This window comes from Paenibacillus sp. MZ04-78.2 (assembly GCF_024213375.1).
In the GTDB taxonomy this organism is placed as follows: domain Bacteria; phylum Bacillota; class Bacilli; order Paenibacillales; family NBRC-103111; genus Paenibacillus_G.
Map to the genome: position 1 here is coordinate 147,955 of NZ_JANAVJ010000001.1, position 25,476 is coordinate 173,430.

Annotated in this window: 1 protein-coding gene; it reads right to left on the reverse strand. The window is 58.7% G+C overall.

Features of this window, described 5'->3' with window-relative positions; all coding sequences use genetic code 11:
* Window positions 1–28 precede the first annotated feature (28 nt).
* Window positions 29–25,459, reverse strand: a complete 25,431-nt coding sequence (locus NLX71_RS00735) for a non-ribosomal peptide synthase/polyketide synthase (protein WP_254361750.1) — start codon at window positions 25,457–25,459, stop codon at window positions 29–31.
* Between the last annotated feature and the right edge of the window lie 17 nt (window positions 25,460–25,476).

Below are 25,476 nucleotides of genomic sequence, written 5' to 3' on the forward strand. Positions count from 1 at the left end.
TGCTAACGAATTATGGTTTGGCCAACCGCTAGAATGCGAATTCGATGCTGCTTAACGAATCATTGCTATCGTTTTCAGGCTCATTCAATTGGATCTGGCTTAACCGGATATCAGGGTTTCCGCAGATTTGTTCCAGGACAGCCAACAAATCCTTCGACATTTTGCGGATCATGGTCGCTTTGAACAATTTGGCGGCATACTGGAAGCTTCCGCGGATGGCGCCGTCGTCTTCGGCCACCGACAGGGTCAGGTCGAACTGTACGGCAACCGTCTGATCGAAGACAAACGGAGTCAGGCTGAATGCATCCGCTTCAATTCCGCGATCCTCGGTATTTTGCAAGACGAACATCGTATCGAACACCGGATTACGGCTCGCATCCCACTTCACATTCAATCGTTCGACAAGCTCTTCGAATGGATAATCCTGATGCTCGAAGGCTCCCAACGTCGTCTCTTTGACCTCCTCCAGATAGGAGAGGAACGTTTTGTCGCCCGCCGGATAATTGCGGATTGCCAGCGTGTTGACAAACATCCCGATGACCGGCTCGACATCCGCGTGCGTTCTTCCGGCAACCGGCGTTCCAACGATAATGTCTTCCTGCCCGCTGTACTTGGACAGCAGTACCGTGTACGCGGACAGCAGAACCATATACAGTGTGCTTTCATGGCGGGCCGCCAGCTCGTTCAGCCGCTGCGTAAGAGCTTCGTCCGCTTCAAACTCAAGCTCCGCGCCTTCGAAGCTTCGGGTAGAAGTTCTTTCGTAGTCGGTCGGCAGCTCGATGACCGGCAGCTCTCCCGCCAGCGATTGCAGCCAATAGCCTTCCTGCTGCTTCACCCGCTTGGCATATGCTTCGGACCGCTGCCATGCCGCGTAATCCTTGTATTGAATCCGCAGAGGCGGCAGTTTCTCGCCCGCATACAGCCTGGAGAACTCTTCCTGCAAAATCCCCACGGAAGCGCCGTCCGAAATGATGTGATGCATATCCAGCATCAGAATGTGGCGTTCCGACTCCACTTCGATCAGCCCTACGCGAAGCAAAGGCGGCTTTCTCAAATCAAACGGGCGGACGAAACGCTGTGCAATTTCCACCGCTTCTTCCCGGCCGGCTTTGTTGTATTCCACGGCAAACTCGACCTCGCTGTATACGCGTTGAACAGGTTCGCCGTTCGCCATCTCAAAACCGGTACGCAGCGTTTCATGACGCTCGATCAGTTGATGGAAGACCGCTTCGAAGCGGTCGCGGTCCAGCGGCCCTTCGATCGTTGCAAAGCCCGGAATGTTGTAGCTTTGCTGCGCTCCTTCCAACTGATGCAAAACGAAGAGCCGCTTCTGTGCGGAAGAAACCGGATAGTACTCCCGCTCCCCGATCACCGGAATGGCGCTGTGCTCCTGCTGCTCCAGCCCGTCGATAACCTGGGCCAGCGCTTCGACTGTCGGGAACCGGAAAATATCCCGCAGCGGCAGATTGACGTTCAGCTCCTTGTTCACCTTGCTTGACAGCACCGTCGCCCGCAAGGAGTGACCTCCAAGCTCGAAGAAGTTGTCCTTCACGCTAATCGGCCCGCTTCCGAGCACTTCCTGCCAGATGCGTGCCAGCTCGGCTTCCACCGGAGTACGCGGCTCGACGAAGTCAGCGCCCGTCTGCATGCTTCCTTCCGGGGCAGGCAGCGCATTGCGGTCGATCTTCCCGTTCGTCGTCAGCGGCATTTGCTCCAGCTGCACGAAGTACGACGGAATCATATAGCCCGGCAGCTCTTGTGACAACGCGCCTCTCAGCTCGCTCATCGTCAACTCCCGGTCAGCCACGAAGTAGGCGCAAAGCTGCTGCTGCCCGTTTGCGTCGCCGCAGGCAATGACAATCGTTTCTTGAACGGAAGCGATTGTCAAAAGCTGCTCCTCGATCTCGCCTAATTCGATCCGGTAGCCACGAATCTTCACCTGATGGTCGATCCGGCCCAAATACTCGATGTTGCCGTCCGGCAGCCAGCGGGCCAAATCGCCCGTCCGGTACATCCGCTCGCCCGCCAGAAACGGATTGTCCACAAATTTCTCCGCCGTCAGCTCGGGACGGTTCAAATAACCCCGCGCCAGTCCTGCGCCTGAGATGCACAGCTCTCCAGCCACACCGACCGGCAGCATGTGATTTTGCGAATCCACAATAAAGATTTGGTGATTCGCAATCGGACGGCCGATCGGAACCGATCTCAGATCGAGACCGTCCGGGGAAGCCGCCCATACGGACGTCACAATCGAAGCTTCCGTTGGCCCGTAGGCGTTGAAATAGCGGACTTCGTCTTTCCACTGCTGAACGAATTCGACCGAAGCGGCAGAGCCTCCCGTAATGAGCTTTTTCAAGCTCGGCAAGCGGTCCGGGCTCAAATAGATCGCATAGGTCGGCGGCAGGATCGCTGCCGTAATGCCGTTCTCGTTCATGTAGCTTTCGAACAGCGGATAATCCAGAATCGTATCCTTGGCCGGGATATACAAGGTTGCGCCAAAGAACAACGCTTTGAAAATTTCCCAGCACGAAGCATCGAACGACAAGCTTGCAAATTGGACGACCCGGTCCTCTTCTGTGATCCGCAGCGTTTCCGCAAACATCAGCTTCAAGCTGCACAGCCCGTGATGCTCGACCATGACCCCTTTCGGCTTGCCCGTCGTGCCCGACGTATAGATCACGTACGCCAAATGATTCGGACCGACGACCGGCTCCAGATTCGAGCCGTCTTCGCCGTAGGCCTGCTCGTCATCCGCTGCGATCACTTTCCCGTCAAACGATACGCGCTCCTGCAAATGACGCTGCGTCAACAGCACTTGCGCTCCTGAGTCTTCCAGCATGTACCGGATACGGTCTTCCGGATATTCCGGATCAATCGGCACGTAGGCGCCTCCGGCTTTCATGACCGCAAACGCGCCGACGATCATCTCCAGCGACCGCTCGATCATCAATCCGACCGGCTGGTCCGCCTGCACGCCCTCCGCTCTCAGCGTTCGGGCCAGCCGGTTAGCCCTCTCGTTCAGCTCCCGGTAGGTGAGCTGCGTATTTTCAAAGACGACCGCCGCTTTATCCGGCATCCGTTCCGCCTGTTCCTCGAACAGCCCGTGAATCGTCTGCTCACGCGCATACTCTGTCGCGGTGTTGTTGAACACGTGGATAATTTCCGACTTCTCCGCTGCGGTAGCCAGCTCCAAGCCGCCTACGGAAGCTTGCGGGTCGGCCACGATTTGCTCAAGCACATGCAGCAGGTGCCCTTTCAACCGCTCCATATCGGCCCGTTCGAAGACAACACCGTTGTAATCGAAGCACACGACAATTTCGTCTCCCGGGAAGACCGTCACGGTGAAGTTATAGTTCGTATGCTCCGCTACATCAACGTCTGTAATCGAGAGCGTACCGCTATCATCGCCGCCGGCCTGCTCCACCTGTTCATCCATCGGGTAGTTTTCGAATACCAGCAAATGGTTGATCAGCTCTTGCTTTTGAACGCTTTGGGCCTGAATTTCGTATAGCGGATAGAAGTCGTAACGTCCGGATTCCAGCGCCGCTTCCTGCATCCTTCCCATGACGTCGGCAAAGCTTTCCTCCGGCTGGCAGGCAACGCGAACCGGGATCGTGTTGATAAAGAGCCCGATCATTTCTTCGATGCCCGGAATTTCCGCCGGTCGGCCCGAAACGACGCTGCCGTACACCACATCGCCGGTTGCGTTATACTTCTGCAGAATGACGCCCCACGCCGCTTGCATCAGCGTATTCACCGTCACCCGGCACTGCTTCGCGGCCCGGTTCATCCGGTCGCTTAACGCTTTGTCCAGCTCGCAAACGACATGCTCGGCCACATAGCCTTCGCTTCGTTTTTGCGCCTTCTCCTGAGGGAGCGCCGTTTGACCTTCGTAGCCCGCCAAGTAGTTCGACCAATAGGCGGATGCCGCTGCGCTGTCCTGATTCTCCAGCCATTCGATATACTGGCTGTACGCCGGCGCCGCCTTTTGCTCAGGACGATCGCCCTGAACGTAAGCCTCGTACGTTTCAAACAGTTCCTTGACGACCAGAGGCAAGCACCAGCCGTCCATCAGGATGTGGTGGAAGCTCCAAAGTACCCGGTAGCTTGCTTCCTGTGTACGGATGACCGCAACACGCACCAGCGCATCCTGCTCCAGATCAAACCCGCGGGCGATGTCTTCTTGCTCCAGCCTTTCGACGGATGCCTGCCGCTCGTCCGCCGGCAAATGGCTCAGATCTTCATAGACGAATCCGATCCGTTTGTCGCGGTAGACGATTTGCAGAGGCTCTCCTCGCGGCCCGCTGAAGAAGTTCGTGCGCAGGATCGCGTGACGGGCGACCAGATCGTTCCAGCTTCTGGCGAACTGCTCCGCATCCAGGCTTCCTTGCACGGTAAACCGCATCTGCTCGAAATACGCTCCAGCTTCCTTGTCCAAGGTCGTGTGGAACCACATCCCCTTTTGCATCGGCGTAAGGGTATAGATGTTCTCGATTTCCCCGACATTGCGCGTTTGTGCGGAAATCTGCTCCAGCTCCTCGACGGTAAGTCCTTTGAGCTGGACATCGCTCGGCGTCAACTCCGTCCATTCTTTCGCCGCGCAATGCGCGATGATTTCCTGGAGGCTTTCCTGCAGCATACCGGCCAATTCCTCCACCGTCTCGCGATGGTACTCCTTCCGGCTGTAGCTCAGCTCAAGCGCCAGCGAACCGTCCGTGATCATGCCGTTGATGTCCAGTATGAAGCTGCGGGCTTGCCGGTCGCTCATTTCCGAACCGCTGGAGTACGGCGATAATCCGATATCGTTATTGGACAGATCCTGATCGAATTGTCCCAGATAGTTAAAGCTGATCTCCGGCTCCGCTCCCCATACGGTACCGTCCGGCTGTGCGGACAAGTAGCGGCAGAGGCCGTAACCGATTCCCTTGTTCGGAATTCGGCGCAGATCCTCTTTCACTTTTTTGATTCGGGTGGACAAGCTCCTGCCCGGTTCCATCTGGAGCAACACCGGATACTTGCTTGTAAACCAGCCCACGGTGCGCGTAATATCGATGTCCGTCATGATGGATTCCCGTCCGTGTCCTTCAAGGTTTACCAGCAGACGATCGAGACCGCGCCATTTCTGCACCGCCATGCCCAGCGCTGTCAACAGAATGTCGTTCATTTCGGTGTTGTACGCGCGGTGGACTTTCTTCAACAGCTGCTCCGTCTCCACGCGGCTCCATTGAATCGTGATGGATTCGTTGTCCTGCTGCAAGGAACGATCGGATTGCTTATCCTTAGGCAACGGCGCCACGGCGGTCTGGGCAATGAGCTCCCAGTACGCCCGCTCGTTTTCCATTGCCGGACTTTGCGCATACGCTGCGAGCTGCCCGGACCACGTATGGAACGCATCGGTTTTCGCCGGAAGACGAACCTCTTCTCCCTTGGCGGCCTGCTCGTAGCCAAGGGCGACATCCTCCAGCAGTATCCGCCAGGATACGCCATCGACGACGCCGTGGTGAATGACGAGAAGCAGATGATCGCCGTCCGCGCATTGGAACAGCCCCGCTTTAAACAGCGGTCCTGCTTCGAGGTCGATGCTGCTCTGGATCTCGTTTGCCTTGGCTTCGACCGCTTGCTCGGCAGACTTGACGTCTCTGAAATCGGTCACCTCCAGGCTGTACATCTCGCCTTCTCCGATGGCCCGGTTCCATGCGGCATAGCCGTTCTCCGACTTACGGAATACGGTACGCAGCGCGTCGTGATGCTCTGCAAGCTTCTGCAGCACTTGGCGAAGCGCCGCCTCGTCGAAGCGATCCTTTCGATGCAGCATGAAGGCTTGGTTGAAGTGATGTAAATCGGCCAACGACTGCTCGAAGAACCAGCGCTGTATCGGCGTCAGCCCGACCTCTCCGGTCACTTCGCCCTGATCGATCATTCGGACCACCGGCTGAATATGCTGACTGAGCTGCGCCAGAGTCGGATATTTGAACAAGTCGCGGATTTCCAGCTTGTACCCGGCCTGGTGCAGACGGGACGACACCTGAATCGACTTGATCGAGTCGCCGCCCAGCTCGAAGAAGTGATCCGTCACCCCGACGCGCTCGGCCCCCAGTACCGCCTGCCATACGGCAGCCAGAGCCTTCTCTTGCTCGGTCCGCGGCGCGACATACTCCGCTCCCACAGGCGCGTTTCCTTGTGGGGAAGGCAGCGCTCTGCGGTCGATCTTCCCGTTTGGCGTCAACGGCATCCGCTCCAACGGCACAAAGTGCGACGGGATCATATAGTTCGGCAGTTCCTGCGATAACGCCGCTCTCAGCTCGCCGACCGTCAGTTCCCGCTCCGCTACGAAGTAGGCGCACAATTGCTTCTGTCCGCTTTCGTCTTCGCGCGCGATGACCGTCGCTTCTTTCACGCTCGCGACTTTCAACAGCTGCTCTTCGATCTCGCCAAGCTCGATCCGGTAGCCCCGGATTTTCACCTGCTCGTCGATCCGGCCTTTGTATTCCAGTGTTCCTTCCGGCAGCCATCTTGCCAGGTCTCCTGTCCGGTAGCATCGCTCTCCGGGGAGGAAGGAGCTTTCCACGAACTTCTCCGCCGTCAGCTCCGGCCGGTTCAAATAGCCGCGCGCCACGCCATCGCCACCGACGATCAGCTCGCCCCATACTCCAACAGGCAGCAGGCTCAGCTTGCTGTCGACGATGTACGCCGTAGAGTTGTTGATCGGCTTGCCGATCGGCACCGCTTCCTTCTGCTCGCCGACAATCGTATGTGTCGTGGAAAACGTCGTATTTTCCGTCGGGCCGTATCCGTTGACGATGCTGAGTCCCGGATGCTCGCGCAGCACCCGGTTGATGTGCGGTACGGAGAGCACGTCGCCACCGACGATCAAGGTTTTCAGTCCCGCAAACATTCCGCTGTCCTGCTGCGAAAGCTGGTTATACAGCGGTGCCGTCAGCCACATCGTGTTGATGTCGTACTGCTGAATCGCGTTTTTCAGACTCGAAGCGTCCAGAATCGTTTCGTTGCGCACCACGTACAGTCTTCCGCCGTTCAGCAGCGCGCCCCAGACTTCAAAGGTCGAAGCGTCGAACACAACCGCACCCGTCTGCAAAATATGCGTCTGTTCGTTCAGCTCCGCATAATTGGCGTTTTTCACCAGACGGACGACGTTCCTGTGCTCGACCATAACGCCTTTCGGCTTGCCCGTCGTTCCCGACGTGAAGATCACGTAGGCCAAATGCTCCGAACCGTTCACAGGCTCCAGATTGGAGCCGTCCTCGCGGTAAGCCCCCTCGTCGTTCAAATTCACGAGCTTGCCCGCAAACGGCGCGCGGTCCAGCAGATGCCCCTGAACGAGCAGCAGCTTCGAGCCCGAATCCTCCAGCATGTACCGGATGCGTTCCTCCGGATAATCCGGATCGATCGGCACATACGCGCCTCCCGCTTTCAGGATCGCGATCATCCCGACAACCATTTCCAGCGAACGCTCCACCATCAGGCCCACCAGTTGATCCGGCTGTACGCCTTCATTCCGCAGCGTTCTTGCCAATCGGCTCGCCCGCTCGTTCAGCTCGCCGTACGTCAGCTGCTTGCCCTCGAACGCAACGGCAAGGTGATCCGGGGTGCGCTCCGCCTGTTCCTCGAACAATTGATGAATCGTTTTGTCCGAAGGATATTTGGCTTCCGTAGCGTTGAACACGCGCTGAATGTGCTCCTTCTCCTCCGCCGTGATCATCTCCAGCGAAGCAAGCGGCGCTTCAGGAGCCTGCACAATAGCGGCAAGCAATTGCTCGAAATGCTTCGCCATCCGTTCGATCGTTTCCCTTGTGTACAAGGCCGTCGAATATTCCATGCTTAGCTCCAAGCCTTCGCTGCCTTCCGTGACGTCCACGCTCAGGTCGAATTTCGCTACGGTATGCTCGGCCGGATACGGAGTTAGCCGCAGTCCATCAAGCTGAAGCTCTCCGGTTTCTTTGTTTTGCAGCGCAAACAGCGTATCGAACAGCGGGTTGCGGCTTAAGTCGCGAGCAGGCTGCGCTTTCTCCACCAGCTCTTCGAACGGATAGCTCTGATGCTCGTAGGCGCCCAGCATCGTTTCCTTCACTTCGTCCAGGAACGAACGGAACGTTTTCTCCCCGTCCGGGTAGCTGCGGATGGCCAGCGTGTTGACAAACATCCCGATGATCGGCTGCAAATCGCCATGCGTTCTTCCCGCAATCGGCGTGCCGACGACGATGTCTTCTTGACCCGTATATTTTTGCAGCAGCACCTTGTAGGCGGCCAGGAGGACCATGTACAGCGTCGCGCCGCTTTCCGCCGCGATCCGCTGCAGGCCTTCGCCAAGCTTCGGCTCCAGTTGAATCTGTAGCAGGCTTCCTTCGAACTTCCGCACCGCAGGACGCGGATAATCTGTCGGCAGTTCGAGTACGGGCAGCTCACCACGGAATACGTCCAGCCAGTAGGCCTCCTGCCGTTTCATCTGCTCCTGCTGCGCTTCGGACTGCCGCCATGCCGCATAGTCCTTGTACTGGATGCGCAGCGGCGCCAAGCTTTCTCCGTTGTACAAGCGGCCGAACTCTTCGGTCAGCACGTCGGTCGAGACGCCGTCGGAGACGATGTGGTGCATATCCAGCAGCAGAATGTGCCGGTCCTCCGCCAGCTCGACCAAGCCTACGCGCAGCAGCGGTGGCTTCGCCAAGTCAAACGTGCGCACGAATCCGCGTACGATCTCCCCGGCTTCTCCCTCGCTCGCCCGATAGTGCTCGACGGCGAAATCCACTTCCTTGTACACCCGCTGCACCGGCTCGCCGTTCACCAGCTCGAAACCCGTGCGCAGCGTCTCGTGCCGTGCGATCAGTTGACGGAACGCTTCCTCCAAACGCCCGTGGTCCAGCGCTCCTTCGAGCACCAGCCTTTCCGGCATGTTGTAGGTTTGCTCCGCTCCTTCCAGTTGTTGCAGGATGTAGAGACGCTTCTGCGCGGAAGATACCGGATAGCACTCCCTCTCCTCGACCGTCGGGATCGAGACATACGCTTGCTCTTCCATCCGGGCAATCGCTTGGGCCATCTCTTCCACCGTCGAGCAGCGGAACACGTCCCGCAGCGGAAGCTCCACGTTCATCTCCTTGTGCACCTTGCCGACAAGCATCGTCGCGCGCAGGGAGTGGCCGCCCAGCTCGAAGAAGTTGTCCTTCACGCCGACCTTCTCCAGCCCGAGCACTTCCTGCCAGATGCTTGCCAGCTTCGCTTCCTGCGGCGTCCGAGCCGCGACGTATTCCATCCCCGTCTGCATGCTCGCATCCGGCGACGGCAGCGCTTTGCGGTCGATCTTCCCGTTCGCCGTCAGCGGCAGCTGCTCCAGCTGCACGAAGTACGACGGGATCATGTATCCCGGCAGCTCCTGCGACAGGCTGCTCCGCAGCTCGCTCAGCTTCAGCTCGCTCTCCGCCGTAAAGTACGCGCACAGCACCTTCTGGCCTTTTGCGTCCTCCCGCACGACGACGACCGCTTCCCGCACGCCTTCCGCTTTTAGCAGCTGCGTCTCGATCTCGCCCGTCTCGATCCGGTATCCCCGGATTTTCGCCTGGTTGTCGATCCGCCCGATAAAGTCTACGTTGCCGTCCGGCATCCACCGCGCCAAGTCCCCTGTCCGGTACAAACGCTCGCCTTCCACAAACGGGCTGTCCACAAACTTCTCTTCCGTCAGCTCCGGACGGTTCAGGTAGCCTCGCGCCACCCCGATGCCGCCGATGCACAGCTCGCCCAGCACGCCCACAGGCACCGGATTCAAGTGTGCGTCGACGATGTAGAACTTGGCGTTCAGGCCCGCTTTCCCGATCGGCACGTTCCCCGCCTCCGGCAGCTTGGCCAGCAGCTCGTCGTACAAGCTCGAATCGATCGCCGCTTCCGTTACCCCGTACGCGTTGATGATTCGGAATTGCGTTCCGAAGCGCTCCTGAAGCACCCGGTAGTCTGTCACGCTGCAGCTGTCCGAGCTTGTGATCAGCAGTTCCATCGAGCTCATGTCGAGCCCGTGTTCTGCCACATAGTCCATGAACGGGATGATAAGCGCCGGCGTCGATTCGAAGATCGTGATCTTCTCTTCGCTGATCCAGTAATGCAGACGGGCCGGATCGATCCGGTCGTCTTTCGGGCAGATAACCATCGTGCCGCCGTTGTACAGCGTCCGCGCGATGTCTCCCACGAACACGTCGAATGAGAAGCTCGCTAACTGCAGCAGCCGTACCGGGAATTGATCCAGACGATACTCCCGGCGGTATCCTGCCGCCGTATTGAGCAGGCTCCGGTGCTCGATCATCACGCCTTTCGGGCGTCCCGTCGTCCCTGACGTATAGATCACGTAGGCCAGATCGTGCGGCTCGTTCACGTTCGCCACGTTCGACGCGTCTTCGGCATACGCCGCCTCGTCGTCCAGGCAAAGCACCGCTTGCAGCGTCGGCTCTCCCTGTACCCATTGCTGCGCACGCTCCAGCAGGTGCGTTTGCGTCAGCAGCACCGAGGCTGCGCTGTCCTCCAGCATGAACTGAATGCGGTCGGACGGATAATCCGGGTCCAGCGGCACGTAAGCGCCGCCCGCTTTCCATACCGCCAGCGCGCCGACGAGCAGCTCGGCCGAACGGTCGGCCAAAATGCCCACCAGTTGGTTCGGCTGCACGCCTTGAGCCCGCAGCGTGCGCGCCAGACGGTTCGCATGTTCGTTCAGCTCCCGGTACGTCAGCCGGTCGTTTTCGTAAACGACCGCGGCGGCTTCCGGCGTACGCTCCGCCTGCTTCTCGAACAGCGCGTGGAACGCTTCGTTCTCCGGCGCATCCGGCGCGGCCGGGTTGAACACGTGCACGATCTGCGCCTTCTCTTCCGCCGTCAGGATGCCCAGCGATGCGATTTTTGCCGCAGGATCGTTGACGATGGCCGTCAGCAATTGCTCGAAGTGCTTCGCCATCCGTTCGATCGTCTCCCGCTTGTACAACGCGGTTGCGTATTCGAGACTGCACTCCAGACCTTCGCTGTCCTCCATCACGTCGAGGCTCAGGTCGAATTTCGACATGCCGTACTCGGTCGGGTACGGTGTCAGGTGAAGTCCCGGAAGATGCATCTCTTTGTTTTCCGTGTTTTGCAAGGAAAACATCGTGTCAAAGAGCGGATTGCGGCTCAAATCCCGAGCCATTTGCAGCTTGTCCACCAGCTCTTCAAACGGATAAGTCTGGTGTTCAAACGCGCCAAGCGTCGTTTCCTTCACGTCCTCCAGGTACGAAAGGAACGTTTTGTCCGCTGCCGGATAGTTGCGGATCGCCAGCGTGTTGACGAACATCCCGATCAGCGGTTGCAGATCCGCATGGGTTCTGCCTGCAATCGGCGTTCCGACGACGACGTCCTCCTGAGCGGTGTACTTTTGCAGCAGCACTGTATAGGTGGCCAGCAGCACCATGTATAGCGTCGCGCCGCTTTCCGCAGCTATTCGCTTCAGCCCTTCGCTTATTTCCGAGTTCATGCGGAAATCAAGCGTATCGCCGGCATAGCTCTGCACGGCAGGGCGGGCATAATCCGTCGGCATTTCGAGCACCGGCAGCTCCCCGCGGAACGCTTCGAGCCAGTACGCCTCCTGGCGCTTCAACTGCTCTTTTTGCGCCTCGGACTGCTGCCATACGGCATAATCCTTGTACTGGATGCGCAGCCCCGGCAGCTCCTCCCCGCTATACAGCCGGGCGAACTCTTCCACCAGAACATCCGCCGAGACGCCGTCGGAAACAATGTGATGCATATCCAGCATCAGGATGTGCCGCTCAGGCGCCAGCTCGATCAAGCCTACCCGCAGAAGAGGCGGCTTCGCCAGATCAAACGGACGGATAAAGTCGCGCACGATCGTTTTGGCTTCTTCCTCGCCGGCTTGAACCGTTTCGACGGCAAAATCCACTTCCGGATAGATCCGCTGCATCGGTTCGCCGTCCACCAGCTCGAAGCCCGTCCGCAGCGTCTCGTGACGCGCAATCAGCTTGCGGAACGTCTCTTCGAACCGCTCGCGGTCCAGCGCCCCTTCGAGCCCCATCACGCCCGGCATGTTGTAGCTTTGGGCCGCGCCTTCCAGCTGATGCAGGATATAGAGCCGTTTCTGAGCCGAGGAAACCGGGTAGTATTCCCGTTCTTCGACAACAGGAATCGCATCGAACTCCTGCTGCTCCAACTGTCCGATCGCCTCGGCCAATTGCTCGACCGTCGGGAATTGGAAGATGTGCCGCAGCGGAAGCTCCATATTCAGTTCCTTGCGCACCTTGCTCGCCAATGCCGTGGCACGCAGCGAATGTCCGCCAAGCTCGAAGAAGTTGTCCTTCACGCCCACCTTCTCCAGCCCGAGCACGTCCTGCCAAATGTGCGCCAGCTTGGCTTCCGTCGGCGTCCGCGGCACGACGTACTCGCCGCCCGCATGCATGCTTCCTTCCGGAGCAGGCAGCGCCTTGCGGTCGATTTTCCCGTTCGGCGTAAGCGGCATTTGCGCGAGCTGTACGAAATACGACGGGATCATATAGTTCGGCAGCTCCTGCGACATCGCCAATCTCAGCTCGGCCGCCGTGAGTTCTTGTTGTGCTACAAAGTAGGCGACAAGCTGCTGCTGTCCATTTGCGTCCTCACGCGCGAGGACAATCGCTTCCTGAACGGCGTCGATCTTCGCCAGCTGCGTTTCCACTTCGCCAAGCTCGATCCGGTAGCCGCGAATTTTCACCTGATGGTCGATCCGGCCCATGTATTCGAGATTGCCATCCGGCAGCCAGCGGACCAGGTCGGCCGTCCGGTACATCCGCTCACCCGGCTCAAACGGATTGTCGACGAATTTTTCCGCCGTCAGCTCGGGACGGTTCAAGTACCCTCGCGCCAGCCCGACGCCAGAGATGCACAGCTCCCCGGCTACGCCGACTGGCAGCATCCGGTTGTGCGAATCCACGACGTAGATGCGATGGTTCGCAAGCGGCCGGCCAATCGGCACCGACTTCCGGTCTCCAAGACCATCCGACGCCGCGTCCCAAATCGACGCTACGATCGAGGCTTCCGTTGGCCCGTAGGCGTTGAAGTACAGAACCTTGTCCTTCCACTGCTGGACGAATTCGACCGAAGCCGCTGAACCGCCTGTGATCAGCTTCTTCAGGCTTGGCATCCGGTCCGGATTCAGATAAGCCGCGTAAGTCGGCGGCAGGATCGTCGCCGTGATGCCATTCTCGTTCATATAGCTCTCGAACAACGGATAATCGAGAATGGTCGTAGAAGTCGGAATATACAGCGTTGCGCCGAAGAACAACGCTTTGAAAATTTCCCAGCACGACGCGTCAAACGACAGGCTGGCAAACTGCACGACGCGATCTTGCTCCGTCATTTGCAGCGTGTTCGCAAACATCAGCTTCAGGCTGCATAGCCCGTGATGCTCGACCATAACCCCTTTCGGCTTGCCCGTCGTGCCCGACGTATAGATCACGTACGCCAGATGATTCGGTCCGACGACCGGCTCCAGATTCGAGCCGTCCGCATGATAGGCCTGCTCGTCGTCCACCGCCACAAGTGTCCCGGCAAACGATACGCGGTCCCGCAAATGACGCTGTGTCAGCAGCGCCTGCGCACCCGAATCTTCCAGCATGTACCGAATACGGTCCTCCGGATATTCCGGATCGATCGGGATATAGGCCCCGCCGGCTTTCATAATCGCCATCATGCCGACGACCATCTCCAGCGAGCGCTCGACCATAAGGCCGACCAGCTGATCCGGGCGTACTCCGGCATCTCGCAGCGTTCGCGCCATACGGTTCGCCTGCTCGTTCAGCTCCCCATACGTAAGCTGCGATTTCTCGAACACAACCGCCACCGCATCGGGATTGCGCAGCGCCTGCTCTTCGAACAGCCCGTGAATCGTCTGTTCTTGCTGGTATTCCGCCGCCGTATTGTTGAATACGTGAATAATCTCCGCTTTCTCCGCCTCGGTCACCAGCTCCAGCGTACTTACGGGAGCTTCCGGGTTGGCTGTGACCTGCTCAAGCACATGGATGAGATGTCCCATCAGCCGCTCCATGGCATAATGTTCGTACACGGACGCATTGTAATAGAAGCGGACGGCAAGCTCTTCTCCCGGCATAACAACCAGGGTAAAGTCATAGTTCGTTTGTTCCGCGATGTCGACATCCGTAATCGCAAGCTTTCCGTCCTCATCGCTGCCCGCCTGCTCGATCTGCTCGTCCATCGGGAAGTTCTCGAAGGCCATAATATGGCCGATCAGATCCTGCTTTTGGGCGCTCTGCGCCTGAATTTCGTACAGCGGATAGTAATCGTAGCGTCCCGACTCCAAAGCCGCTTCCTGCACGCGCTTCATCACGTCGGCAAAGCTTTGCTCCGCCTCGCAAGAGACGCGGACCGGAATCGTGTTAATGAACAGCCCGATCATCTCTTCGATTCCCGCGATCTCCGCGGATCTGCCTGAAACGACGCTGCCGAATACCGCATCGTCCGTTCCGTTATATTTCTGCAATATAATGCCCCAAGCCGCCTGCATCAACGTATTCACGGTCACCTGATGCTGCTTGGCAATTCGGCTCATCCGTTCGGTTAAGCTCTTGCCCAGCGGGCGGAGAATATTCGCTTCCGTATACTCCCCGTTCTTGTTGTGCAATTTGCCTTGAGGCAGCGTCGTCTGGCTGTCGTACCCTGCCAAGAACCCGGTCCAATAACGGGCTGCCGCTTCCATATCCTGCTTCTCCAGCCATTCGATATAATGGCTGTAGGACGGAGCCGTCGGCCGTTCGGACAAATCGTGGCGCAGGTAAGCCTCGTACGTGTCGAACAGCTCTTTGGCGATCAGAGGCAAGCACCAGCCGTCCATCAGGATATGATGGAAGCTCCAAAGCACATGGAAGCTTTCTTCCTGTGTGCGGACAACTTTCACCCGCATCAGCGCATCCTGCTCCAGATCGAAGCCCCGGGTCTTGTCGTCATTCACCAGTTGATCGAGATACGCGCTCCACTGGGCCTCTGCCAAATGACGCAGGTCTTCGTAAGCAAACTCGACCGGCTTGTAGCGGTAGACAATCTGCAGCGGTTCCCCTCTCCAGCCACTGTGGAAGTTGGTGCGCAGCACGGCATGCCGCGCCGCCAACTCGTCCCAGCTTCGGGAGAACAGCTCGATGTTCAGAGCGCCTTGTACGTTAAACAGCGTCTGCTCGATATACGCGCCGCCATGTCGGTTCAAGGTATTGTGGAACCACATCCCTTTTTGCATCGGCGTGAGCGCATAGATGTTCTCGAGGTCCCCGAGATACGGCGTTTGTCCGGAAATTTGCTCAAGCTCCTCCACGCTCAGGCCTTTGAATTGAACGTCGCTCGGCGTCAATTCCGCCCGTTCTTTCGAAACGCAATGCGCGATAATGGCGCGCAGGCTTTCCCGAAGCGAAGCGGCCAGACGCTCCATCGTCTCCCGGCGGTATTCCTTGCCGTTGTAGCTCAGCTCGAGCGACAGCGTTCCGTCTGCAATCATGCCGTTGATGTCCAGCGCGAAGCTTCGCTTTTGCCGGTCGCTCGACTGCTTGCCGCCCGTATGCGCCGATACTCCGATGTCGCCGTTTTGCAAATCCCGATCGAATTGTCCGAGATAGTTGAAGCTGACTTCTGGCTCCGCGCCCCATGCAATATCGTTCTTAACCACAGACAAGTACCGGCATATGCCGTAACCGATCCCTTTATTCGGGATTCCACGCAGGTCTTCTTTCGTTTTCTTGAGCAAGTAGGATATGTCTTTACCTTGCTCCAGTTCAAGCACAACCGGATATTTGCTCGTAAACCAGCCTACGGTGCGCGTAATATCGATATCCGTCATGATGGATTCCCGGCCGTGGCCTTCCAGATTCACCAGCACACGGTCAAGGCCGCTCCACTTCTGTACGGCCATCCCCAGCGCCGCCAGCAAAATATCGTTCATTTCGGTATTGTACGCGCGATGGACGCCCTTCAACAGCTGCTCCGTTTCCTCGCGGGTCCACTCCATCGAGATGGATTCGCTATCCTGCTGCAAGGAAACGTCCACTTGCTCGTCCTTGGGCAGCGGCTGTACCTCCGTTTGCGCGATGCGCTTCCAATAGGCCAGCTCGCGCTCAATAACCGGACTTTGCGCGTACGCCGCAAGCTGCTCGGACCAAGTGCGGTACGCATCCGTTTTCGCCGGAAAACGAAGCTCTTCTCCTTTGACAGCCTGCTCGTAGCCGTTCGCGAGATCCTCCAGCAAAATGCGCCACGATACGCCGTCTACCACGCCATGGTGGATGACGATCAGCAGATGGTCGCCGTCTGCGCATTGGAACAGCCCCGCTTTGACAAACGGTCCCGCTTCCAGATCGATGCGGCTCTGAATTTCGTTCGCTTTGGCTTCGACCGCTTGCGCGGACTCCTCGATTCCTTTGAGATCCACCACTTCCAGACCGTAAAGCTCGCCTTCCCCGACAGCCCGGTTCCATGCAGTGAAGCCGCTCTCCGACTTGTGGAATACGACACGCAGCGCATCGTGATGCTCCACAAGCTTCCGCAGCACCTTGTGAATCGCCGCTTCGTCGAAGCCGTCCTTGCGGTGCAGCATGACCGATTGGTTAAAATGATGCGGCTCGGCAAACTGCTGCTCGAAGAACCAATGCTGGATCGGCGTCAGCGCGACGTCGCCGCTTACTTCCCCTTGGTCGGCCATCCGCGCCACCGGACGGATATGCTTGCTCAGCTGCGCGACGGTCGGATATTTGAACAAGTCGCGGATTTCCAGCTTGTACCCGGCCTGATGCAGGCGGGACGAGACTTGAATCGATTTGATCGAATCTCCGCCCAGCTCGAAGAAATGATCCGTCGCTCCGACGCGTTCCGCGCCCAGCACGGCCCGCCATACGTCAGCGAGCACTTTTTCCTCCTCGCTCCGGGGCGCGACGTAGTCGGCTCCCGCCGAAGCGTTTCCTTGCGGAGCAGGCAGCACCTTGCGGTCGATCTTCCCGTTCGGTGTCAATGGCATCCGTTCCAGCTGCACGAAGTGCGACGGGATCATATACCCCGGCAGCTCGCCGGACAGCTCCCCTCTCAGCTCGCCCACCGTCATCGTCCGGTCGGCCACGAAGTAGGCGCAGAGCTGCTTTTGTCCGCTTGCGTCATCATGCGCGATGACAATCGCTTCCTGAACGGACGCGACCTTCAGCAGCTGCTCTTCGATCTCGCCCAGCTCGATCCGGTAGCCACGGATTTTGACCTGATGGTCGATCCGGCCCAGGTACTCGATCGTTCCGTCCGGCAGCCACTTGGCCAAATCGCCCGTCCGGTACATCCGCTCGCCCGGCTCGAATGGATTGTCCACGAACTTCTCCGCCGTCAGATCGGGACGGTTCAAATAGCCCCGCGCCAACCCAACGCCTGCAACACACAGCTCGCCAGCCACGCCGACGGGCACCGGTTGATGATGCGCATCGACAATATAAATCCGGTGATTGACGATAGGACCTCCGATCGGCACCAACTTCAATTGGCCGATGTCTTCGGTCGAAGGCGTCCAAATGGTCGTGCAGATCGAGTCCTCCGTCGGACCGTAGGCGTTGAAATATTTCACTTTATCTTTCCACTGCTGTAGCAGCTCCAAGGATGATGCGGAGCCTGCCGTGATCAGCTTTTTGAAGCCCGGCATATGGTCCGGGTTTAGGTAGACCGCATAGGTCGGCGGCAGCGTAGCGGTCGTAATGCCGTTATCGCTCATGTACCGCTCGAACCATTGGTAATCCAGAATCGTTTCCTTCGTCGGGATGTACAAGGTCGCACCGAAGAACAGAGTTTGGAATACTTCCCAGCACGATGCGTCGAACGACAAGCTGGCGAATTGAACAACCCGGTCCTGTCCGGTCATTTGCAAGGTGTTCGCAAACATCTGCTTCAGACTGCACAGCCCGTGATGCTCGAGCATTACCCCTTTTGGCTTACCGGTCGTCCCCGACGTATAAATGATATACGCCAAATCGTTCGGACCCGCGGCGGACTCCAGGTTCGAGCCGTCCCCGGCGTATGCCTGCTCGTCATCCACCGTGACAACGGTCCCGGCAAACGAAACGCGCTCCTGCAAACGACGCTGGGCCAACAGCACTTGCGCGCCCGAATCTTCCAGCATGTAGCTGATGCGGTCTTCCGGATATTCCGGATCGATCGGCACGTAGGCACCCCCGGCTTTCAGGACGGCAAACATGCCGACGACCATTTCCAAAGAGCGCTCAAGCATAAGTCCGACAGGCTGGTCCGTCTGCACACCCAGTGCCTGCAAGGTGCGTGCCAGCCGGTTCGCCCGTTCGTTCAATTCCCGGTACGTCAGCTGTTGGCCTTCGAAGACGACGGCCGGATGATCCGGCGTGCGTTCCGCCTGTTCCTCGAATAATTGGTGGATCGCTTTGTCCGCTTCATAGTCCGCCGCCGTAGCGTTGAACACATGATGAAGCTGTGTCTGCTCCGCCGCCGTCAGCATGTCCAACCCGGCAATCGGCGCTTCCGAAGCCTTCGCGATCGCAGTGAGCAATTGCTCCAAATGCTTCGACATGCGTTCGATCGTTTCCCGTGCATACAAGGAAGTCGCGTATTCGAAGCTGCATTCCAGCCCGCTGCCGGTTTCCGTCACGTCCAGCGTCAGATCGAATCTCGCGATCGTATTGCCGCTCGGATACGGAGCCAGCCTGAGCCCATCAAGCTGGAGCTCCTGGTTTTCCGTATTTTGCAGCACGAACATCGCGTCAAAAATCGGGTTGCGGCTCAAGTCGCGAGGCACCTGCAGCTTCTCCACCAGCTCCTCAAACGGGTAGCTCTGGTGCTCGTAGGCTCCCAGGGTCGTTTCCTTCACTTCCTCCAGGAATGAACGGAACGTCTTCCCGCCAGCCGGATAATTGCGGATCGCCAGCGTGTTGACAAACATCCCGATGAGCGGCTGCAAATCGCCATGCGTTCTTCCCGCGATCGGCGTGCCGATGACGATGTCTTCCTGACCCGTATATTTTTGCAGCATCACGTTGTACGCAGCCAGCAAAACCATGTACAGCGTCGCTCCGCTTTCTGCCGCAACCCGCTTCAAGGCTTCGTTCAGCCCCGCGTCCAGGCGGAAGGAAAGTGTGCTTCCTTCGAACCTCCGCACCGCAGGGCGCGGATAATCCGTCGGCATCTCAAGCACGGGCAATTCGCCCCGGAACATGTCCAGCCAATAGGCCTCCTGCCGTTTCACCTGCTCCTGCTGCGCCTCGGACTGCTGCCATACCGCAAAGTCCTTGTATTGAATGCGCAGCGGCAGCAGGTTTTCCCCGTTGTACAACCGCCCGAACTCTTCGGTCAGCACATCCGTCGACATGCCGTCGGAGACGATATGGTGCATATCCAGCAGCAGGATGTGTCGGTCCTTCGCCAGCTCGACCAAGCCTACGCGCAGCAGCGGCGGCTTCGCCAAGTCAAACGTGCGCACGAATCCGCGTACGATTTCCCCGGCTTCTCCCTCGCTCGCCCGATAATGCTCGACGGCGAAGTCCACTTCCTTGTACACCCGCTGCACCGGCTCGCCGTTCACCAGCTCGAAGCCCGTGCGCAGCGTCTCGTGCCGCGCAATCAGTTGACGGAACGCTTCCTCCAACCGCCCGCGGTCCAGCGTCCCTTCGAGCACCAGCTCGCCGGTCATATTGTAGCTTTGTTCCGCTCCTTCCAACTGGTGCAGGATGTAGAGACGCTTCTGCGCGGAAGATACCGGATAGCACTCCCTCTCCTCGACCGTCGGGATCGAGACATACGCTTGCTCTTCCATCCGGGCAATCGCTTGGGCCATCTCTTCCACCGTCGAGCAGCGGAACACGTCCCGCAGCGGAAGCTCCACGTTCATCTCCTTGTGCACCTTGCCGACCAACATCGTCGCGCGCAGGGAGTGCCCGCCCAGCTCGAAGAAGTTGTCCTTCACGCCGACCTTCTCCAGCCCGAGCACTTCCTGCCAGATGCTTGCCAGCTTCGCTTCCTGCGGCGTCCGAGCCGCGACGTATTCCATCCCCGTCTGCATGCTCGCATCCGGCGACGGCAGCGCTTTGCGGTCGATCTTCCCGTTCGCCGTCAGCGGCAGCTGCTCCAGCTGCACGAAGTACGACGGGATCATGTATCCCGGCAGCTCCTGCGACAGGCTGCTCCGCAGCTCGCTCAGCTTCAGCTCGCTCTCCGCCGTGAAGTACGCGCACAGCACCTTCTGGCCTTTCGCATCCTCCCGCACGACGACGACCGCTTCCCGCACGCCTTCCGCTTTCAGCAGCTGCGTCTCGATCTCGCCCGTCTCGATCCGGTATCCCCGGATTTTCGCCTGGTTGTCGATCCGGCCGATGAAGTCCACGTTGCCGTCCGGCATCCACCGCGCCAAGTCCCCTGTCCGGTACAAACGCTCGCCTTCGACAAACGGGCTGTCTACGAATTTCTCTTCCGTCAGCTCCGGACGGTTCAGGTAGCCTCGCGCCACCCCGATACCACCGATGCACAGCTCGCCCAGCACGCCCGCAGGCACTGGATTCAAGTGCGCGTCAACGATGTAGAACTTGGCGTTCAGCGCCGCTTTCCCGATTGGCACGTTCCCCGCCTCCGGCAGCTTGGCCAGCGGCTCGTCGTACAAGCTCGAATCGATCGCCGCTTCCGTTACCCCGTACGCGTTGATGATTCTAAACTGCCCGTCGAAGCGCTCTTGCAGCACCCGGTAGTCCGTCACGCTGCAGCTGTCGGAGCTTGTGATCAGCAGCTCCATCGAGCTCATGTCCAGCCCGTGTTCTGCCACATAGTCCATGAACGGGACGATAAGCGCCGGCGTCGATTCGAAGATCGTGATCTTTTCTTCGCTGATCCAGTAATGCAAACGGGCCGGATCGATCCGGTCGTCTTTCGGGCAGATGACCATCGTGCCGCCGTTGTACAGCGTCCGCGCGATGTCTCCCACGAACACGTCAAACGAGAAGCTCGCTAGTTGCAGCAGCCGTACCGGGAACTGGTCCAGACGATACTCCCGGCGGTATCCTGCCGCCGTATTGACCAGGCTCCGGTGCTCGATCATCACGCCTTTCGGGCGTCCCGTCGTCCCCGACGTATAGATCACGTAGGCCAGATCGTGCGGATCGTTCACGTTCGCCACGTTCGACGCGTCTTCGGCATACGCCGCCTCGTCGTCCAGGCAAAGCACCGCTTGCAGCGTCGGCTCTCCCTGCACCCATTGCTGCGCGCGCTCCTGCAGGTGCGTCTGCGTCAGCAGCACCGAGGCTGCGCTGTCCTCCAGCATGAACTGGATGCGGTCGGACGGATAATCCGGGTCCAGCGGCACATAAGCTCCGCCCGCTTTCCAGACCGCCAGCGCGCCGACGAGCAGCTCGGCCGAACGGTCGGCCAAAATGCCCACCAGTTGGTTCGGCTGCACGCCTTGAGCCCGCAGTGTGCGCGCCAGACGGTTCGCCCGTTCGTTCAGCTCCCGGTACGTCAGCCGGTCGCTTTCGTAATTGACCGCGGCGGCTTCCGGCGTGCGCTCCGCCTGCTTCTCGAACAGCGCGTGGAACGCTTCGTTCTCCGGCGCATCCGGCGCGGCCGGGTTGAACACGTGCACGACCTGCGCCTTCTCTTCCGCCGTCAGGATGCCCAGCGATGCGATTTTTGCCGCAGGATCGTTGACGATGGCCGTCAGCAATTGCTCGAAGTGCTTCGCCATCCGTTCGATCGTCTCCCGCTTGTACAACGCGGTTGCGTATTCGATTCCGCAAAGGAAGCCGTCGCCGCTTTCCATGATGTCCAAGCTCAGATCGAATTTCGACGTATGCTCTTCAACCGGGTACGGCGTCAGCTGCAAGCCCGGCAGGCGAAACTCCTTGTTCTCCGTATTTTGCAGAGTAAACATCGTGTCAAAGAGCGGGTTGCGGCTCAAATCGCGAGCCAGCTTCAGCTTGTCCACCAGCTCTTCGAACGGGTAATCCTGGCGCTCGAACGCGCCCAGCGTCGTTTCCTTCACTTCGTCCAAATACGAGAGGAACGTTTTGTCCGCCGTCGGATAGTTGCGGATCGCCAGCGTATTGACGAACATCCCGATTAGCGGCTGCAAATCGCCGTGCGTTCTGCCCGCAATCGGCGTGCCGACGACGACGTCCTCCTGGCCGGTGTACTTTTGCAGCAGAATTGTGTAAGCGGCAAGCAGCACCATGTACAGCGTCGCACCGCTCTCCACAGCGATTCGCTGCAAGCCTTCCCGTTGGTGCGCATCGAGCTCGAAGCGGAGCGCATTCCCCGCATAGCTCTGCACGGCAGGACGGGCGTAGTCCGTAGGCATTTCGAGCACCGGCAGCTCGCCGCGGAATACCTCAAGCCAGTACGCCTCCTGACGCTTCAACTGCTCTTTTTGCGCCTCGGACTGCTGCCATACGGCGTAATCCTTGTACTGGATGCGCAGCGCCGGCAGCTCTTCTCCGCCGTACAGACGGGCGAATTCTTCCACCAGAACATCCATGGAAATGCCGTCGGAAACGATATGGTGCGTGTCGAACATCAAGAGATGGCGTTCGGGTGCCAGCTCGATCAAACCTACCCGCAAGAGCGGCGGCTTTGCCAAGTCGAAGGCGCGAATAAATTGCTTCACCGCTGCGTCGGCTTCTTCCTCGCTCGCCCGGATATGCTCGACTGCAAACACCACTTCGGGGTAGATCCGCTGCATCGGCTCCCCGCCTACCATCTCGAAGGCGGTTCGCAGCGTCTCATGCCGCGCGACCAACGCCTGGAATGCTTCCTCCAGCCGCCCGCGGTCCAGCGCTCCTTCGAGCAGCGTCACGCCCGGCATGTTGTAGCTTTGCTCGGCCCCTTCCAGCTGGTGCAAAATGTAGAGCCGCTTTTGCGCGGACGATAGCGGATAAACCTCCCGCGCTTCCGCGGCAGGAATCGAGCTGTACGCCTGCTCGCCCATTCCGCTGATGGCTTCGGCCAGCTTTTCGACCGTAGGATACCGGAATACGTCTCGCAGCGGCAGGCTGACGTTCAGCTCTTTATGAAGCCGGCTGACCATGGTCGTCGCGCGCAGCGAATGGCCGCCAAGCTCAAAGAAACTGTCTTTTACACTTATTTTTTCTATCTTAAGAATTTCTTGCCATATCTTAACGATTCCGGCTTCCAGCTCAGTCCGTGGCTCCACGAACTCCACGCCGGTCTGCATGCTTTCCTCCGGAGCAGGCAGCGCCCTGCGGTCGATCTTCCCGTTCGGCGTCAGTGGCATCCGCTCCAGCGGCACGAAGTGCGACGGGATCATATAGTTCGGCAGCTCCTGCGATAATGCCGCTCTCAGCTCGCTGACCGTCAGCTCCCGCTCCGCTACGAAGTAGGCGCACAGCTGTTTCTGTCCGCTTTCGTCTTCGCGCGCGATGACCGTCGCTTCTTTCACGCTCGCGACTTTCAACAACTGCTCTTCGATCTCGCCAAGCTCGATCCGGTAGCCCCGGATTTTCACCTGCTCGTCGATCCGGCCTTTGTATTCCAGCGTTCCGTCCGGCAGCCATCTTGCCAGGTCTCCCGTCCGGTAGCACCGCTCGCCGGGGCGGATGGAAATTTCCACAAACTTCTCCGCCGTCAGCTCCGGTCGGTTCAAATACCCGCGTGCGACACCGTCTCCGCCTACGATCAGCTCGCCCCATACCCCGACCGGCAGCAGGTTCAGCTTGCTGTCCACGATGTACGCCGTAGAGTTGTTGATCGGCTTGCCGATCGGCACCGCTTCCTTCTGCTCACCGACGATCGTATGCGTCGTGGAAAACGTCGTATTTTCCGTCGGACCGTATCCGTTGACGATGCTGAGTCCCGCATACTCGCGCAGCACCCGGTTGATATGCGGTACGGAGAGCACGTCGCCACCGACGATCAAGGTTTTCAGTCCCGCGAACATTCCACTGTCCTGCTGCGAAAGCTGGTTATACAGCGCTGCCGTCAGCCACATCGTGTTGATGCCGTACTGCTGAATCGCCTTTTTCAGGCTCGCAGCGTCCAGAATCGTTTCGTTGCGCACCACGTACAGTCTTCCGCCGTTCAGCAGCGCGCCCCATATTTCGAAGGTCGAAGCGTCGAATACAACCGCGCCCGTCTGCAAAATATGCGTCTGTTCGTTCAGCTTCGCATAATTGGTATTTTTCACCAGACGCACGACGTTCCGGTGCTCGACCATAACGCCTTTCGGCTTGCCCGTCGTTCCCGACGTGTAGATCACGTAGGTCAAATGCTCCGGACCGTTGACAGGCTCAAGGTTGGAGCCGTCTTGGTGGTAGGCTTCCTCATCGTTCAAATTCACAAACTTGCCCGCAAACGGCGCGCGGTCCAGCAGATGCTCCTGGGCGAGCAGCAGCTTCATGCCTGAGTCCTCCAGCATGTACCGAATGCGCTCTTCCGGATATTCCGGATCGATCGGCACATACGCCCCGCCGGCTTTCAGAATGCCCATAATGCCCACGATCATGTCGAGCGAACGTTCCACCATAATACCGACCAGTTGGTCCGCCTGCACGCCCGCGTTCCGCAGCGTTCTTGCCAAGCGATTGGCGCGCTCGTTCAGCTCGCCGTACGTCAGCTGCCGGTCTTCGAAGGCAACCGCCATCGCATCCGGACGGCGCTCCGCCTGCTCCTCGAACAAGCGGTGGATCGTGGTGTCCCGGGGATAATCCGTGCCGGTTTGGTTGAATGCGTCCAGCAGTTGATGCTTCTCGGCCTCTGACAACAAATCGGCCTGCTCCAGAGCGAGATCGGGCTGGAACAAAACGACGGAAAACAACCGGTTTAAGTGATCGACTGCCTGCTTAATGAACGATTCGGTATACAGATTCCCGTTATATGTTAAATGAAGGCGGACCTCATCCTTTTTCAATTCGAAATCGAATAAAACATCCGACACCGCGCTTTGCCGATAATCGGTAATGTGAAGCTGCTTCAACGCAACCAGCGTGTTAACGACAGGCACGCCGTCCGCATATTGCAGCTCCAGGCGCTCCGTCATCAAGCGGAACGGAACGTTCTGATGATTTATGGCTGACGTAACCGAGGTTTTCGCTTCGCCAAGCAAAGCTTTAAAGGTGCTGTCATCGCGGACTTCTTCCCTGAGAATCACCAGGTGGTTGACAGGACGCCGGGCCTCGTTCAGCTTGGTGACGACAGGCATCCCCACCAAAATCGAGCTGCTGCTCGTATATTTGTATAGTAAGCTTTGAACTCCCGACAACAAAATCATATAGGCCGGCAAAGGCGCGCCTTTGCTCATTTGAATGATCCGCTCGGAGACCTCTTTAGACAATGCGGTGGACATTGTCCGGACAAGGGCTGGAGCTTGATTCTGAGCTTTGCTGTAAGGAAGTGCCGTAGGCGGGTTTTCTTCACCTTCGAATACCTTGTTCCAGAACGTGGTTTCTCTCTCGAATGCTACCTTCATCACTTCTCTGTATCTCC

Excerpts from the sequence above, each read along its gene's own strand:
- NLX71_RS00735 (WP_254361750.1), bottom strand. The coding sequence starts at position 25,459 with ATGAAGGTAGCATTCGAGAGAGAAACCACGTTCTGGAACAAGGTATTC.